The following is a 15,707-nucleotide window of genomic DNA, read 5'->3' on the forward strand; positions in this document are numbered from 1 at the left end:
TTTATGCCCGTTTCGGGTTGGTAACAGGCGGAAAGAACAGAGGCCCGGATGGGGTATCCGGGCCTCTGTCAGGGAGGAGTTTAGGGGGGCGCGACCCCGGTTACATCACGCGTTTAAAGGTCGAAGGGGTTACGCCAAACTGTTTCTGGAAGGCGGCAGAGAAATGGCTGGCGTTGGCATAGCCCAGATCGGCCGCCACCGTCATGACGGAGGTATTGCCGTTGGCCAGGCGTCTTCTGGCTTCCTGCATTCGTTCAGCCTGAAACAGGCCATAGACGCTGTTGTTGAACAGAACGCGGAAGCCTCGCTTAATTTTGAGAACGCTCAGACCGGACTCTCTGGCCAGCTCCGCGACGCCCGGCGCTTGCGTCAGATCAGCCAGCAGCAGATCCTTCGCCCGCAGCAGTTTCTGGCGTTCCATCGGGTTGAAGTGGCAGGAGAGGCAACTGGCGTCTTCGCGATGTTCATCCAGCACCAGACTGAGCATGACCAGACTTTGCCCCTGCAACCATAGCGTCGACGGCTTTTGTTCATGACTGAAGCCGCCGTGCATGCGCATCAGCGCGTGACGCAAGGCCTGAGCCGTTAAGTGGGTTTCAGCATTACAACGCTGCTGCTGGCAACAGCAGTGGGAGTCGATCTTATTCTTAATGACCGCGCTAATATCCGGCACCCACAGCGCGAGGGTTTCAGGGCTGAAGGAGAGGGTAATGCTCTCGAATCGGCCACAATAGGAGGCGCTGCCGCGACAGTCTGGCGTATGGGTAATGTAATGGCGATTGCGCGCAAGCTCCCAGTCGGTGTGGCGCCGGAGTCCCTGAATCGCAAAGCGCGATGTGCCTTCCAGGATGCACGAGAAGTTAATCCTGCCCAGATCGTCGTGTAGCTGCAACGTCTCAGGCCGCGCAAAATGGCCCCTCCAGAGCAAAATATCCATACCTTCCTGCAACGAACAGCGCAGCAGTTCACACTGAGCAGGAATATTGCCATCGTTTGCAGGTTTCCCGACCACCAACTGGTGAATAGAGATTTCAGATTGCGTTTGCGGTGACTCCGTCATGACCTGGTTATCTCCCTGTGGCTTAGACCAATGCGGGTATAAATAGAACCGAATGGGGTAGATGAGTTATTGATAATGGTTATTATTCACATTAATTCTCAGAACGCCACCCTGAATTGTCGTTTTTGGCGTCCGTAAAAATTCATCAGGAAATTCAGTTACTCCCATGTCATCTCAATCATCCAATACTGAATCGCTTTCCCGATTTCCTCTCTGGCAGGTGATTACACCGGTTCGCAGGAAGGTTATTTTAGCTATGGCGCTGGCGGGGCTGGCGGCATTAACCAGCCTGGGGGCGCTCCTTTTTCTGGCGTGGAGCCTGCGTGACATTCGCGCGACGCCTGACGCTATTCCGGCCTGGCCGCTGGGCGGCGTGATCGGCTGCGTGGTCTTAACTTTTGTTCTGCGCTTACAGGCGTTCAACACCTCTCATTACGCGGCTTTTCATCTGGAGAACATTCTGCGCAGCAGGTTAGCCCGTAAAGCATTGCAGCTTCCGCCTGGCGTGTTACAGCAAATGGGCAGCGGGTCAGTGGCGAAAGTGATGCTGGATGACGTGAAGTCGTTACATATTTTTGTGGCCGACAGCACGCCGCTCTATGCCCGCGCGATCATCATGCCGCTGGCGACAATCGTTATCTTGTTCTGGCTGGACTGGCGGCTGGCAATCGCGACGCTGGGGGTACTGGCGTTTGGATCGGTTGTTCTCGTGCTCGCCCGCCAGCGTTCGGAAGATATGGCTCAGCGTTATCATAAGGCGCGCGAGCAGGTTAGCGCGGCGGTTATTGAGTTCGTGCAGGCCATGCCCGTGGTGAGAACGTTTGATAGCGGCAGCACCAGTTTTCTGCGCTATCAACGCGCCCTTGAAGAGTGGGTCGATGTGCTCAAAACCTGGTATCGCAAAGCCGGTTTTTCAGCGCGTTTTTCCTTCTCGATTCTGAATCCTCTCCCGACCCTGTTTGTCCTGATCTGGTCGGGATACGGCCTGTTGCACTATGGCAGTTTCGATTTTATCGCGTGGGTGGCCGTTTTACTGCTGGGCAGCGGAATGGCCGAAGCCGTAATGCCAATGATGATGCTCAATAACCTGGTCGCGCAAACGCGTTTAAGCATTCAGCGTATTTATCAGGTTCTCGCGATGCCGGAGTTATCGCTGCCGCAGTCTGACCAGCAGCCGCAAGAGGCGAGCATTACCTTTGAGCAGGTGAGCTTTCATTATCCGCAAGCGCGTACTGGCGCCGCGTTGCAGGAGGTGAGCTTTCATGTGCCTGCCGGGCAAATTGTGGCGCTGGTCGGGCCAAGCGGCGCCGGAAAAAGCACCGTGGCGCGCTTGCTGCTGCGTTACGCCGACCCGGACAAAGGCCATATCCGTATTGGCGGCGTGGATCTGCGTGATATGCAGACGGACACCCTGATGAAGCAACTCTCGTTTGTGTTTCAGGACAACTTCCTTTTTGCCGACACGATAGCCAATAACATTCGTCTGGGCGCGCCGGATACGCCGCTGGAGGCGGTAATAGCGGCGGCCAGAGTGGCGCAGGCCCATGATTTTATTAGCGCTCTGCCAGAAGGTTACAACACACGAGTCGGGGAACGTGGGGTATTTCTCTCCGGCGGCCAGCGGCAGCGCATTACTATCGCCCGGGCGCTTTTGCAGGATCGCCCCATCCTGGTGCTCGATGAGGCGACGGCGTTTGCTGACCCGGAAAACGAAGCGGCGCTTATCAAGGCGCTCGCGGCGGCCATGCGTGGCCGGACGGTCATCATGGTCGCGCATCGTCTCTCAATGGTGACTCAGGCCGATGTGATATTGCTGTTTTCCGACGGACAGCTCAGGGAAATGGGGAACCATACGCAACTGTTGGCGCAGGGCGGCCTGTATCAACGGCTCTGGCAACACTATCAGCAGGCGCAGCATTGGGTGCCGGGTGGAACACAGAAAGAGGTGGTGGAAAATGAAAGACAATAATCCTGCGGATAACCTGGCCTGGCGCGTCATCTGGCGCCAGCTTATCTCCAGCGTTGGCAGTCAGGCCAGGATGCTGCGACGCAGTATGCTGGCGCTGTTGCTGGCGGCATTCATGCAGGGGATCGCCTTTGCCTGTCTTTATCCGATCATTGATGCGCTGTTACGGGGAGACGCGCCGCAACTTCTTAACTGGGCTATGGCCTTCAGCGTCGCCGCAATTGTGACGCTGGTGCTACGCTGGTATGGCCTGGGCTTTGAATACCGTGGTCATCTGGCGCAGGCCACCCATGAGTTGCGCCTGCGACTTGGCGAGCAGTTACGCCGCGTGCCGCTGGAGAAGCTCCAGCGCGGCAGGGCGGGTGAAATGAACGCCTTGCTGCTGGGCAACGTGGATGAAAACCTCAATTATGTTATTGCGATAGCCAATATTTTGCTGCTCACCATTGTCACGCCGCTGACGGCGTCGCTGGCGACATTGTGGATAGACTGGCGGCTGGGGCTGGTGATGTTGCTGATCTTCCCTCTGCTGGTGCCGTTTTATTACTGGCGCCGCCCGGCGATGCGGCGACAAATGCAGACGCTGGGGGAAGCGCACCAGCGTCTGAGCGGCGATATCGTTGAATTTGCTCAGGGGATGATGGTATTGCGCACCTGCGGCAGCGATGCCGATAAAAGCCGGGCGCTGCTGGCGCATTTCAATGCGCTGGAAAACTTACAGACCCGCACTCACCGTCAGGGCGCTGGCGCGACGATGCTGATCGCCAGCGTCGTGGAGTTGGGCCTACAGGTGGTGGTGTTATCCGGGATCGTCTGGGTAGTGACGGGCACTCTGAACCTCGCCTTTTTGATTGCCGCCGTCGCGATGATTATGCGCTTCGCAGAACCGATGGCGATGTTTATCAGCTACACCTCGGTTGTGGAACTGATCGCCAGCGCCCTGCAACGGATTGAGCGGTTTATGGCGATAGCACCGCTTCCCGTCGCAGAGCAAAGCGAGATGCCGGAACGTTACGATATCCGCTTTGACAACGTCAGCTATCGCTACGAAGAAGGCGACGGCCACGCGCTTAATCATGTTTCTTTGACGTTCCCGGCAGCCAGTATGAGCGCGCTGGTGGGTGCCTCCGGCGCAGGCAAAACTACGGTCACCAAACTGTTAATGCGCTATGCCGATCCGCAGCAAGGGCAGATTTCTATTGGCGGCGTCGATATTCGCCGCCTGACGCCGGAACAGCTCAATAGCCTGATTTCTGTTGTTTTCCAGGATGTCTGGCTGTTTGATGACACGCTGCTGGCGAATATCCGTATCGCGCGCCCACAGGCGACGCGGCAGGAGGTAGAAGAGGCCGCCCGCGCGGCGCAGTGCCTTGAGTTTATTTCCCGTCTTCCGCAAGGCTGGCTGACGCCAATGGGAGAGATGGGCGGCCAGCTATCGGGCGGCGAGCGCCAGCGGATTTCCATTGCCAGAGCGTTATTGAAAAACGCGCCGGTCGTCATTCTCGATGAACCGACTGCCGCGCTGGATATTGAAAGCGAGCTGGCGGTGCAAAAAGCGATCGATAACCTGGTTCACAACCGGACGGTGATTATCATCGCTCACCGTTTATCCACCATCGCCGGGGCCGGAAACATTCTGGTGATGGAAGAGGGACAGGTGGTTGAGCAGGGTACTCATGCGCAATTGCTCTCACATCATGGACGTTATCAGGCGCTGTGGCAGGCGCAAATGGCCGCGCGCGTGTGGCGCGACGACGGGGTTTCCGCGTCTGGAGAGTGGGTGCATGAGTGATGTTCAGTCGAATGTGAAACCGCTGACGTTGACGACCGGGCGGGTGATTTTTGCTATTGCCGGCGTCTATGTGACGCAGAGTCTGGTATCGGCGCTGTCTATGCAGTCCTTACCCGCGCTGGTGCGCGCTGCTGGCGGTTCGCTGGCGCTTGCCGGTGCGACAACCCTGTTTATGCTGCCCTGGGCGCTGAAGTTTATTTGGGCGCCATGGATCGAGCGCTGGCGGCTTCCGCCCGGTAGCCAGGAACGCCGTTCCCGCATGTTAATCCTGCGTGGTCAGGTCGCGCTAGCGGCGATCCTGACTATTGCCGCAGCGATTGGCTGGTTTGGGCGAGAAGGGGGATTCCCCGATACGCAAATCGTCGCGTTATTTGTTCTGTTTATGGTGGCAGGCACGGTCGCCTCCACCATTGATATCGCCAGCGACGGCTTTTGCGTCGATCAACTGACCCGCACGGGTTACGGCTGGGGAAACAGCGTGCAGGTCGGCGGCAGCTATCTGGGAATGATGTGCGGCGGCGGGGTGTTCCTGATGCTGTCGGCGGCATCCGGCTGGCCTGTCGCCATGCTGATGATGGCGGTGCTGATTATGGCGCTGTCACTCCCGCTGTGGCGCATTACGGAGCCGACGCGAACAGCGACTATCCCGCATGTTCCGGCGTTAGGTTATGCGCTAAGGAGGAAGCAGGCGCGCCTGGGCTTACTGCTGGTATTGATGCTGAATTCAGGCATGCGGTTTGTGCTGCCTCTTCTGGCACCGCTGTTGTTGGATCATGGGTTGAGCATGTCCGCATTGGGCGCGCTGTTCAGCGGCGGCAATATTGCAGCGGGCATAGCAGGAACGCTGGCCGGCGGATTGCTGATGAAATACACCTCACCCGGCAGAGCGCTGTTGACGGCTTATGGCGTCCAGGGGATCGCGCTGCTGGCGGTGGTGATGACGCTCATGATGGCGCCGGGTCATCTGCTGCTGCCGATTCTCCAGTGTCTGGTCATTGTCCAGTCCATTTCGCTGGCCTGCGCGCTGGTCTGTCTTTACGCCACGCTGATGTCGCTTTCATCGCCTTTGCAGGCCGGTGTCGACTTCACCCTCTTTCAATGTACTGACGCGGCAATCGCCATTCTGGCAGGCGTTATCGGTGGCGTTGTTGCTCAACATTTTGGCTATGCGGCCTGCTTCCTGTTTGCCGGGGCATTCACGTTGCTGGCGGCGTGGGTTGCTTATATCCGGCTGCATTCGGCAAGAGAACTGATGACAAGCGCAATTGATTGATCCGGGAATAACACAGAGAGGTAAGGGATGAAAATCAGTGAATTTCTACATCTGGCGTTACCAGAGGAACAATGGCTACCGACGATTTCTGGCGTTTTACGCCAGTTCGCAGAAGAAGAGTGTTATGTCTATGAGCGTCAACCCTGTTGGTATTTAGGCAAAGGGTGCCAGGCACGGCTGCACATTAATGCCGACGGAACGCAGGCGACATTTATTGATGATGCCGGGGAGCAAAAATGGGCGGTGGATTCCATTGCCGACTGCGCGCGTCGTTTTATGGCGCATCCTCAGGTGAAAGGACGTCGGGTATATGGACAGGTTGGGTTCAACTTTGCGGCGCATGCGCGGGGGATTGCCTTTAACGCCGGGGAGTGGCCGCTGCTGACGTTAACCGTTCCCCGTGAAGAACTTATTTTTGAAAAGGGAAATGTCACCGTTTATGCGGACTCCGCCGACGGGTGCCGACGTTTGTGCGAGTGGGTAAAAGAGGCCGGTACAACGACGCAGAACGCACCACTGGCGGTGGATACCGCCCTCAATGGTGAGGCATATAAACAACAGGTTGCGCGCGCCGTTGCGGAGATCCGCCGTGGCGAGTATGTCAAAGTGATTGTCTCGCGCGCCATTCCCCTGCCATCGCGGATTGATATGCCCGCCACGCTGTTATACGGGCGGCAGGCAAACACACCTGTGCGCTCGTTTATGTTCCGTCAGGAAGGACGCGAAGCGCTGGGCTTTAGCCCGGAACTGGTGATGTCAGTGACGGGCAATAAAGTGGTCACTGAACCGCTTGCGGGCACCCGCGATCGCATGGGAAACCCGGAGCATAATAAGGCGAAAGAGGCAGAACTGCTGCACGACAGTAAAGAGGTGCTTGAGCATATCCTTTCTGTCAAAGAAGCTATTGCTGAACTGGAGGCCGTTTGCCAGCCGGGCAGCGTAGTGGTTGAAGATTTAATGTCGGTTCGCCAGCGCGGCAGCGTTCAGCATCTGGGGTCTGGCGTGAGCGGTCAGCTTGCGGAAAACAAGGATGCCTGGGATGCGTTTACCGTGCTGTTTCCGTCGATTACCGCCTCAGGTATCCCTAAAAATGCTGCTCTGAACGCGATTATGCAAATTGAGAAGACGCCGCGAGAGCTTTATTCCGGCGCAATCCTGCTGCTGGACGATACGCGCTTTGATGCAGCGCTAGTTCTGCGTTCCGTATTTCAGGATAGCCAGCGCTGCTGGATACAGGCGGGGGCGGGAATCATCGCGCAATCTACGCCGGAACGCGAACTGACAGAAACCCGGGAGAAATTAGCGAGCATTGCGCCCTATTTAATGGTGTAGGAGTAACTGTTTTCTAACCTCACAACCAGACTGTCCAAAGACAATTGAGTCGCTCTTTGATTCCTCTGTGACTCTATTGTCTTCTTTTGGGATAAAATAGGTGTTTTTCGTCATGAAGTTGATAAAAGTCTATATAGAACCACCTCCTGTGGAGGTGGTGGTAATTTGCCAGAGTGTGGGATTCGTTAGTATATTATGGGATAAACTTATTTTTACCAATTGTATAAGGCGGTGCATAAGATTCTCGGCATGCTTCCAGATAATCCGACCACCACTGCATCATCGCTTTGCGGGCTTCTAGGTGCTCTGCCTTATGAATATAAGCCATGCGCACGGTATTGCGCTCCTGATGACTCATCTGGCGTTCTACTGCGTCCTTTGCCCATAAACCCGATTCCATCAGCGCACTGCATGCCATTGCCCGGAAGCCGTGACCGCAGATATCCTTTTTCGTGTCGTAACCCATCACCCGCAGTGCCTTATTGACCGTGTTTTCAGACATTGGCTTATACGGGTTATGGTCGCCGGGGAAGATCAGTTCATTATTACCGGTGATATCCTTAATCTGTTTCAGAATGGCGATGGACTGTTCTGAGAGGGGGACGATATGCGGCATTCGCATTTTTGCCCCGCGGCCGGAATAACGCACGCCAATAATGGGTTCTCGCGTCGCGGGTATCGTCCAGACTCGGTTTGTGAAATCAATCTCTGACCAGCGGGCGAAACGCAGTTCACTGGAGCGAATGAACACATGCAGCATCAGCAGAACGGCATGCCGGGTCAGTTCACGGCCCTGATGATATGCCCCAATACGTTCAAGCAGTTCAGGCAGCCGCTCCAGCGGCAGGGCAGGATAGTGCCGTCTGACAGGAGGTGTGGTCACGCCGCCAAGGTTTGCTGCAGGGTTCGTATCGATTAACTCCTGATGGACCGCATGGCGCATTATGTTACTCAGGTGCTGCCGTGTGCGGGACGCAACCTCCAGCAGACCTTTTTCCTCGATCCCTTTCAGCAGGTCAATGAAATGACGGGGTTTAAGTTCTGATACAGGTAGGTTCCCGATGACCGGAAAGATGTGATTGTTCAGGCTGGCAAGCAGACGGTCGGCGGTGTTCTGCGACCATTTCCTGTTACTTTTATGCCACGCCAGCGCCACGTTTTTAAAAACTTTCTCCGGTGTTCGTGAGCCACGTTCAGCAGCCCGCTGCTGTACCGGGTTGATATTCAGCGCCAGCATTTTACGGATACCTTCACGTTGCTGTCGCGCATCAGACAGGGAGATGGCTGGATAGGCACCCAGCGCAATGCGGGATTCTTTACCGCTAATACGGTATTTGAGATACCAGTGGCGGGAGCCACCCGGCTTAACCAGCAGATACAGACCGTGAGAATCGGAGACTTTAAAGGGTTTATCAGAAGGCTTGAGGGTGCGGATTTTTGCGTCGGTAAGGGACATATGGGGGTCACTCCATTATCGAACTAACCTGACCCCAGATTTGACCACCAATTTTTCCCGATGCGTAGGGTAAAATCAAAATGCACCGAGAAGAGTTTTCACACTAACCTGTTGAATCAACATCAGATAAAGATTCGCAAGGATGCATGAAAACAGAAAATTGGCTCCTCTGACTGGACTCGAACCAGTGACATACGGATTAACAGTCCGCCGTTCTACCGACTGAACTACAGAGGAATCGTGTGGAGTCGTATCTTAGCGGCGAAAAAACTTTTGTCAAACATCAATTCGCCTGTTCAGGTGCAACTGCCGCTTCCATCGACAATTTGTTGTCATTTCCGACAATTATTACGGAAAATACTTTGCAGGATATCCATTTCTCAATCATCATTTGAAATGTTGTTTCAACATTTCTCACTAAGGTCTCTCTTGAACGTCACCTCCGCCGTACGCCAGGCCGTCGAACGGACATCCTGGTTTAAAAAACGTCAGCGTTATCGTGTGCTGTACTGGCGCGAAATCAGCCCTCTCGCTGTGCCCATTCTGCTGGAAAATGCCTGTGTGCTGCTGATGGGGGTGTTGAGCACCTTCCTTGTCAGCTGGCTGGGAAAAGAGGCCATGGCCGGGGTGGGGCTGGCCGATAGCTTTAACATGGTCATCATGTCCTTCTTTGCCGCCATCGATTTGGGCACCACGGTGGTGGTGGCCTTTAGCCTCGGCAAGCGCGATCGGCGGCGGGCGAGGGCGGCCGCGCGCCAGTCGCTGGCCATTATGACCCTGTTTTCCATTTTGCTGGCGGGGGTGATCCATGCCTTTGGCCAGGAGATTATTGATTTTGTCGCCGGCGATGCCACCGCCCAGGTCAAGGACCTGGCGCTGACCTATCTGGAACTGACGGCGCTGAGCTACCCGGCAGCGGCGATTGCGCTGATCGGCAGCGGGGCGCTGCGCGGCGCCGGCACCACCAAAATCCCGCTGCTGATCAACGGCGGGATGAATATCCTCAATATCTTAATCAGCAGCGTGCTCATCTACGGCATCTTCTCCTGGCCGGGGCTGGGGTTTGTCGGCGCCGGGCTTGGGCTGACCATTGCCCGCTATATTGGCGCGATAGCCACGATCTGGGTGCTGATGGTGGGCCTCAATCCGGCGCTGCGGCTGTCGCTGAAGGGTTACTTCAAACCCTTTAACTTCGCCATTATCTGGGAGGTGATGGGGATCGGCATCCCGGCCAGTATCGAATCTGTCCTCTTCAATGGCGGCAAGCTGCTGACCCAGATGTTTGTCGCCGGGATGGGCACCAACGTTATCGCCGGCAACTTTATCGCCTTTTCGGTGGCCTCGCTAATTAACCTGCCGGGCAACGCCCTCGGCTCCGCCTCGACGATCATTACCGGCAAGCGGCTGGGAAAAGGGCAGATTGGTCAGGCTGAATTCCAGGCCTGGCACGTATTTTGGCTGTCGACGATTATTCTGACGCTGATCGCCTGGGGCAGCGCCCCCTTCGCCGGCTTTATCGCCTCGTTCTACACCCATGAAGAAGATGTAAAAGAAGTGGTTAAACAGCTGCTGTGGCTCAACGCCCTGTTTATGCCGATCTGGTCGCTGTCGTGGACTTTACCCTGCGCTTTTAAAGGCGCCCGTGACGTACGCTACACCATGTGGGTGTCGATGCTCGGCATGTGGGGCTGCCGGGTGGTGGCGGGCTATACCCTGGGCATCGTGCTGGGGATGGGGGTGATTGGCGTCTGGTTAGGGATGGTGCTCGACTGGGCGGTGCGCGGCGTGCTGTTTTATTTCCGCATGGTGAGCGGCCGCTGGCTGTGGAAATATCCGCGCGTGAAGGCTTCATCGGAGGAAAGCTGAGCCGTTTGCGAGGCTAATCGCCATTTTTTGCGCAAAGTGAAGAATAATTCGGCAAACGATTCATTTTATTGAAAACAGGCTTTGACAGCGCCGGGCGTCATCGATAATATGCGCCCCGTTCACACGATTCCTCTGTAGTTCAGTCGGTAGAACGGCGGACTGTTAATCCGTATGTCACTGGTTCGAGTCCAGTCAGAGGAGCCAAATTTAAGAAGCCTGCTTTCGAGCAGGCTTTTTGCTTTTCTGTCTACCGCCTTTCTTCCGTGGACAAACACCGCCGGGTCGTTTGTTTCGCTTATCCGGACGCTGACGCTCCCTGGCGGGTAACGTCAGCGTTTATCTCACGATTCCCACGTCATCGACGATTAACGGAACGGCGGCTCGTTGAAGGTGCGCAGCTTACGCGAGTGCATGTGATCTCCCTCGGCGCGCAGCAGGTCAATCGCCCGGATGCCTATCTGCAGATGCTCGGAGATAGCGCCCTCGTAAAAGCGGTTAGCCTGGCCGGGGAGCTTGATTTCACCGTGCAGCGGCTTGTCCGAGACGCAGAGCAGCGTGCCGTAGGGGACGCGGAAGCGATAGCCCTGGGCGGCGATGGTCGCGCTCTCCATATCGATAGCTACCGCCCGGCTGAGATTAAAGCGCAGCGCCGAAGCGGAATAGCGCAACTCCCAGTTACGGTCGTCGGTGGTGACCACCGTCCCGGTACGCAGCCGCTGCTTAACCTCTTCGCCGGGCATCCCGCTCACCTGCTTGGTGGCGTCGTAGAGGGCGCGCTGCACTTCGGCAATGCTGGGGATCGGAATATCTGGCGGCAGCACCGCATCCAGTACATGATCGTCACGCAGATAGGCGTGGGCCAGCACATAGTCGCCGATGGCCTGGCTTTCGCGCAGGCCGCCGCAGTGGCCGATCATTAACCAGACGTCCGGCCGCAGTACCGCGAGATGATCGCAGATGGTTTTGGCGTTGGCCGGGCCGACGCCAATGTTAATCAGGGTGATCCCTTTGCCGTCGTGGGTGATCAGATGCCAGGCCGGCATCTGGTGCTTCTTCCACGCCAGATCGGAAATGGCCTGTTCCGGCGCTTCGGTCTCGGCGGTGATCCAGATCCCGCCGGCGCAGGAGAGAGCGATATAGGGGCTGTCGGGATCGAGGATCTGGCTGCAGCCCCAGCTGACGAACTCATCCACGTAGCGGGTATAGTTGGTGAACAGCACGTAGGGCTGGAAGTGTTCCGCCGGCGTGCCGGTGTAGTGTCGCAGACGCGCCAGCGAAAAATCGACGCGGCGGGCGTCAAAGTGCGACAGCGGATAGAACTCGGTGGGATGGAACAGGCCATCCGCGGTCTCATCGCCAATTTGTGACAGCTCGGTGGTAGGGAAATAGCGCGTCAGACCGGCGCTCATCGAGCGGTCGAGTGTCAGGGTGGAACCATCTATCACGTAAGGATAGGGGATCTCATGCTGCGACAGCTCGACGCTGATATGCGCGCCATAGTCCTGATACAGCAGGGTCAGCTGTTCCAGCAAATAGTTGCGGAACAGTTTCGGATTCGTAATGGTGGTGGTATAGCAACCGGCATGGGTGAAACGTCCCCAGGCGCGCGTTTTGAGGGCTTTATGATCGGCGCCGTCCCAGGAGACCGACAGCTGCGGATAGACAAAAAGACCTTCCGCGCGGGCTTCGGTATCGGGGAGCGTATTATGGTCGATATAGTCGCCGATGGCTTTGCGTAACGCCGTGACCGAGGCTTCATAGCGTGCTTCCAGCTCGGCAAGCGCTTGTTCCGGGGTCAGACTGGCGGCCTTGATATTCATGATTCGCTCCTTGTTTCAGGTCTGCTGACATTCCCGATAGTATGTCACAGCGGGAAAAGGGCGAAGGAGAATTTATCTGTCAAATGCGACGATACTCAGACCATAACCAGTAAAGGGAGCGGGCTCGTGTTATTTGCCGGCGTTTGTCCAACGCTCGCTGCTATAATGAGTGGCGTTGCGGATCTTCAAAGTTTGCGTCGGATTATTATTCAGACAATAGCGCGCATCGGCCAGCGGAGTGAGTTTATCCCCTTCCCGCAGGCGGAGGCGACAGGCTTCAATCTCTGCGATCATCTCTAGCGCACCGCTCTGAAGCACGACGCGGCAGAGGCTGGCCGAAGCGTTGTCCTGTACTTTTTTTACCCACCACTCCATCTGTTTTTTATCCTCTCATAGCGACATGTGCGTCGATAATTCATGTTTCTTAAAAATCTGACAATAAGATTATCCCCTTGGTTTATGCAGTGTTTAAAAATACGCAACCGATTGTTGATCTGTGCGCTAGGTTTTTTTATGCCGGGGGGCAATGATCTGCCGGGTTTAATTTGCAGGAAGCGATGACTATGCTGAAAAGCAGACCGTGAGAATAGCCTGTCAGGAAGAGGGCTGATAAGTCCGGCTACGCAATAAATATAAGAGAGAGCGTCATGAAGCATCTATTTCGACACTGGCGAACGTCCGGCGCCGTTATCGGCTCACTGCTGAAAAAAGGGAGCATTGCGGTACTGGCGCTGCTGGTGGTCTTTCTCGCCGGGCGGATCTATGAGTCCCAACGCGGCCCGTCCCTGCATCGCTGGCATACCTGGAGTGGCAACGAGATGTCGGCCGAAGAGATCGACCAGGCGACCTTTGCCCAGTATCTGGCGCGGGAGAAGACGATTTTCGCCGATCTCCAGCGTGAGGTGACAGAGGCTTTGCCGGAGGAAGATAAAACCCCGGTCAACCGCTTTTATCGTCACAGCCGGGTCTGGCCGGGGCAGTTTAAGCAGGACTGGAACCGTTCTTTTGTGCTGATGCCGCTGGGCAAGCCGCGCGGCGGCGTGGTGCTCCTCCATGGCCTGACCGATTCGCCCTACAGCGTGCGCTATCTGGCGCAACTCTGGCAGCAGCGGGGTTATGTGGCGGTGGCGCCGCGTTTGCCGGGACACGGCACCGCGCCGGGGGCGTTAACGGCGGTTGACTGGGAGACCTGGCTGGCGGCGACGCGTCTGGCGGTACGCGAAGCGACCCGCCTTGCCGGGGCGGACGTGCCGCTGCATCTGGTCGGCTACTCTAACGGCGGCGCGCTGGCGCTCAAGTATGCCCTCGATAGCCTGGAAGACAATCACTTGCGCCAGCCGCAGCAGATCATTCTGCTGTCGCCGATGATCGGCGTGACCGCGTTTGCCCGTTTCGCCGGCCTCGCCGGGCTACCGTCCGTCTTCCCGGCGTTCGCCCGCGCGGCCTGGCTGAACGTGGCGCCTGAGTTTAATCCGTTCAAGTACAACTCCTTTCCGGTCAAGGCGGCGAGACAATCGTGGTTATTGAGCCAGGCGCTGCAGCAGCAGATTATCCGTGCGGCCCGGCAGGGCGAGCTGAAAGCGCTGCCGCCGATCCTCACCTTTCAGTCGGTGATGGATTCCACGGTCAGCACCCGCGCGGTGGTGGAGTCCCTGTATCGTTATCTGCCGGATAACGGCAGCGAGCTGGTGGTGTTCGATATTAACCAGGCGGCGGATCTCCGGGTCCTGTTTCGCCCTGCGCTCTATGCGGCGGTGAATACGCTGCTGCCCCCGGCGCCGCGGGCCTATACCACCACGGTGGTGACCAACGCGACGGCACACACGCTGCAGACCGTCGCCCGGACCACGCTGGCCCAGGATCGGGAAGAGCATCGTTATCCTTTACATCTGGCCTGGCCGGTGGATATGTACTCTTTGTCGCATGTGGCGGTGCCGTTTCCCCTGAGCGACTCGCTGTATGGTCGCGAGCCGGACGAGAAGAACCGCTACGGCATTAGCCTGGGCACCATTTCACTGCGCGGAGAGACCGGGACGCTGAGCGTGGGGCTGGAGACGTTAATGCGCGTCACCTCCAATCCATTCTTTCCATGGATGATGACGCGCGTCGATGAGCGCATCGCCTGCGGCGAACAGGCGGCGGTGGCGGCCTGCCTGAAAGCGCAGGCCAGAGCAGAGGCGTTAAAACAGGATCAGGTGCAGAACGGTACGCAGCAGGATACCGACGATCGCCGCGGGAGCCACGAAGCGGAACAGGCGGACAAACCGTGAGCTGATGCCAAGAAAAATGCCGATACCGGGAAGATCAAAGGTCTGGATCAGTAGACCTGCCGAGGCGTTGACCTGGCCCACGGTGACTTTGCCCTGCTGGATCAGCTCGGAAATGACGCCAAAGTAGGCGGTGCCCCCGGCAACGCACTTCACCAGCGCCGGTAGCACAAAGTTCTGGGGGATGTGCAGCCAGCTGAGAAGCGGCTTCAGCAGCTGCTGCAGCAGGTCGATAGCCCCGGCGCCCTGCAGCAGCCCGACGATGGTTAACGACAGGATCAGCATTGGCACCGCGCCGAGCGCCAGGCGGATGGCGTCGGAGCCGGCGCTGTTAATCACGGCCAGAATTCCCTGGCTGTTCTGCTCGGCGTTCGGCAGCGCTTCCGCGCGGGGGTTCTCGGCGACCGATAAGCGCCGTCCGGTGACGTGCCAGGCGACGGCGGCCGCGCACAGGCCGCCGACCACCGAGATAACGATCGAGGCCAGCCAGTGCAGACCAAAAGGGGTAAGAGGATAGAAGACGTTGCCTTGCCCCATGGCGAACACCATGGCCAGCGTGGCGGCCATTTGTCGGTCCGAGACGCCGCGTTTATCCATAATCGACAGCGTGGCGAGCGGGGCGGCAAAGCTGACAAAATTAATCTGGATCAGGGCGAAGGCGCTCATCCCGGTTAAGCCGAAGGGCTTCAGCAGCGGGGCCACCCAGCGAACAATCACATCGAGGATACCGCGGACCTCAAGGTATTTCATGATGATCAGCATGATCACCATGATCGGCAACAGCGTATACAGCGCGACGTCAACGGACGACTTGCCCGCCGCCATAATGATGCTTATGACATCCATTTACTTTTTTTACCACTCGCAGAGCTATT

At 57.1% G+C, this 15,707-nt stretch carries 12 protein-coding genes and 2 tRNA genes; 8 read left to right on the forward strand and 6 right to left on the reverse strand.

Annotated features, from left to right (window positions below; genetic code table 11):
- Positions 1-100: 100 nt before the first annotated feature.
- A complete protein-coding gene (gene ybtA, locus KB892_RS07780) occupies positions 101-1,060 on the reverse strand; it encodes a yersiniabactin transcriptional regulator YbtA (RefSeq protein WP_000140406.1) in 960 nt (319 codons plus the stop codon).
- Between the two features lie 256 nt (positions 1,061-1,316).
- Between ybtA and ybtP the strand changes: the two genes are divergently transcribed.
- From ybtP to ybtS, 4 genes are read left to right on the forward strand one after another with little or no spacing between them, the layout of a single operon-like run.
- Positions 1,317-3,029, forward strand: a complete 1,713-nt coding sequence (gene ybtP / locus KB892_RS07785) for an ABC transporter ATP-binding protein (protein ID WP_206659701.1) — start codon at positions 1,317-1,319, stop codon at positions 3,027-3,029.
- Entirely contained in the window at positions 3,016-4,818 is a 1,803-nt protein-coding gene (ybtQ, locus tag KB892_RS07790) for a yersiniabactin ABC transporter ATP-binding/permease protein YbtQ (protein ID WP_001446633.1), read from the forward strand. Before ybtP ends, ybtQ begins: the two co-directional genes overlap by 14 nt.
- A complete protein-coding gene (gene ybtX / locus KB892_RS07795; protein ID WP_001286280.1) occupies positions 4,811-6,091 on the forward strand; it encodes a yersiniabactin-associated zinc MFS transporter YbtX in 1,281 nt (426 codons plus the stop codon). The genes ybtQ and ybtX overlap by 8 nt, the downstream gene beginning before the upstream one ends.
- Positions 6,092-6,118: 27 nt before the next feature.
- Positions 6,119-7,423, forward strand: a complete 1,305-nt coding sequence (gene ybtS, locus KB892_RS07800) for a yersiniabactin biosynthesis salicylate synthase Irp9/YbtS (protein ID WP_000703040.1) — start codon at positions 6,119-6,121, stop codon at positions 7,421-7,423.
- A gap of 193 nt (positions 7,424-7,616) precedes the next feature.
- Here the strand turns inward: ybtS and KB892_RS07805 are convergent, their stop codons facing one another.
- Positions 7,617-8,879 (reverse strand): tyrosine-type recombinase/integrase, encoded by a 1,263-nt coding sequence (locus tag KB892_RS07805; protein WP_000059623.1) that lies wholly within the window; start codon positions 8,877-8,879, stop codon positions 7,617-7,619.
- 161 nt (positions 8,880-9,040) lie between these two features.
- Positions 9,041-9,116 (reverse strand) — tRNA-Asn (locus KB892_RS07810).
- Positions 9,117-9,121: 5 nt separating this feature from the next.
- Between KB892_RS07810 and KB892_RS31650 the strand changes: the two genes are divergently transcribed.
- The 3 genes from KB892_RS31650 to KB892_RS07820 all read left to right on the forward strand — a co-directional run bounded on the left by KB892_RS31650 (position 9,122) and on the right by KB892_RS07820 (position 10,949).
- A complete protein-coding gene (locus KB892_RS31650) occupies positions 9,122-9,274 on the forward strand; it encodes a DUF5951 family protein (protein WP_004225945.1) in 153 nt (50 codons plus the stop codon).
- 34 nt (positions 9,275-9,308) lie between these two features.
- Positions 9,309-10,745: an EmmdR/YeeO family multidrug/toxin efflux MATE transporter gene (locus KB892_RS07815; protein ID WP_004151469.1), complete on the forward strand. Its 1,437-nt coding sequence runs from the start codon at positions 9,309-9,311 to the stop codon at positions 10,743-10,745.
- A 128-nt stretch (positions 10,746-10,873) separates the two neighbouring features.
- A tRNA-Asn gene (locus KB892_RS07820) sits at positions 10,874-10,949 on the forward strand.
- A gap of 161 nt (positions 10,950-11,110) precedes the next feature.
- On the opposite strand, the gene KB892_RS07825 is transcribed toward KB892_RS07820, so the two are convergent.
- Positions 11,111-12,565 carry an AMP nucleosidase gene (locus KB892_RS07825; protein WP_004148975.1) on the reverse strand — a complete coding sequence of 485 codons (1,455 nt, stop codon included), beginning with the start codon at positions 12,563-12,565 and terminating at the stop codon, positions 11,111-11,113.
- A gap of 129 nt (positions 12,566-12,694) precedes the next feature.
- Complete coding sequence (gene pmrD, locus KB892_RS07830) at positions 12,695-12,940, reverse strand: signal transduction protein PmrD (RefSeq protein ID WP_004141189.1); 246 nt, start codon at positions 12,938-12,940, stop codon at positions 12,695-12,697.
- A 272-nt stretch (positions 12,941-13,212) separates the two neighbouring features.
- On the opposite strand from pmrD, the gene KB892_RS07835 reads away from it, so the two are divergent.
- A complete protein-coding gene (locus tag KB892_RS07835) occupies positions 13,213-14,835 on the forward strand; it encodes an alpha/beta hydrolase (RefSeq protein WP_023278836.1) in 1,623 nt (540 codons plus the stop codon).
- Here the strand turns inward: KB892_RS07835 and KB892_RS07840 are convergent.
- The gene (locus tag KB892_RS07840) at positions 14,746-15,678 is read right to left on the reverse strand and encodes a nucleoside recognition domain-containing protein (protein ID WP_020723560.1); all 933 of its coding nucleotides are present in this window, start codon (positions 15,676-15,678) and stop codon (positions 14,746-14,748) included. The two genes, KB892_RS07835 and KB892_RS07840, sit on opposite strands and share 90 nt — an antisense overlap.
- Between the last annotated feature and the right edge of the window lie 29 nt (positions 15,679-15,707).

The organism is Klebsiella sp. P1927 (assembly GCF_018204675.1).
In the GTDB taxonomy this organism is placed as follows: domain Bacteria; phylum Pseudomonadota; class Gammaproteobacteria; order Enterobacterales; family Enterobacteriaceae; genus Klebsiella; species Klebsiella pneumoniae.

What these genes read in the sequence shown, in the direction of transcription:
- ybtA (WP_000140406.1), bottom strand. Translation starts at nt 1,060, where the DNA reads ATGACGGAGTCACCGCAAACGCAATCTGAAATCTCTATTCACCAGTTG.
- ybtP (WP_206659701.1), top strand. Translation starts at nt 1,317, where the DNA reads ATGGCGCTGGCGGGGCTGGCGGCATTAACCAGCCTGGGGGCGCTCCTT.
- ybtQ (WP_001446633.1), top strand. Translation starts at nt 3,016, where the DNA reads ATGAAAGACAATAATCCTGCGGATAACCTGGCCTGGCGCGTCATCTGG.
- ybtX (WP_001286280.1), top strand. Translation starts at nt 4,811, where the DNA reads ATGAGTGATGTTCAGTCGAATGTGAAACCGCTGACGTTGACGACCGGG.
- ybtS (WP_000703040.1), top strand. Translation starts at nt 6,119, where the DNA reads ATGAAAATCAGTGAATTTCTACATCTGGCGTTACCAGAGGAACAATGG.
- KB892_RS07805 (WP_000059623.1), bottom strand. Translation starts at nt 8,879, where the DNA reads ATGTCCCTTACCGACGCAAAAATCCGCACCCTCAAGCCTTCTGATAAA.
- KB892_RS07825 (WP_004148975.1), bottom strand. Translation starts at nt 12,565, where the DNA reads ATGAATATCAAGGCCGCCAGTCTGACCCCGGAACAAGCGCTTGCCGAG.
- pmrD (WP_004141189.1), bottom strand. Translation starts at nt 12,940, where the DNA reads ATGGAGTGGTGGGTAAAAAAAGTACAGGACAACGCTTCGGCCAGCCTC.
- KB892_RS07835 (WP_023278836.1), top strand. Translation starts at nt 13,213, where the DNA reads ATGAAGCATCTATTTCGACACTGGCGAACGTCCGGCGCCGTTATCGGC.
- KB892_RS07840 (WP_020723560.1), bottom strand. Translation starts at nt 15,678, where the DNA reads ATGGATGTCATAAGCATCATTATGGCGGCGGGCAAGTCGTCCGTTGAC.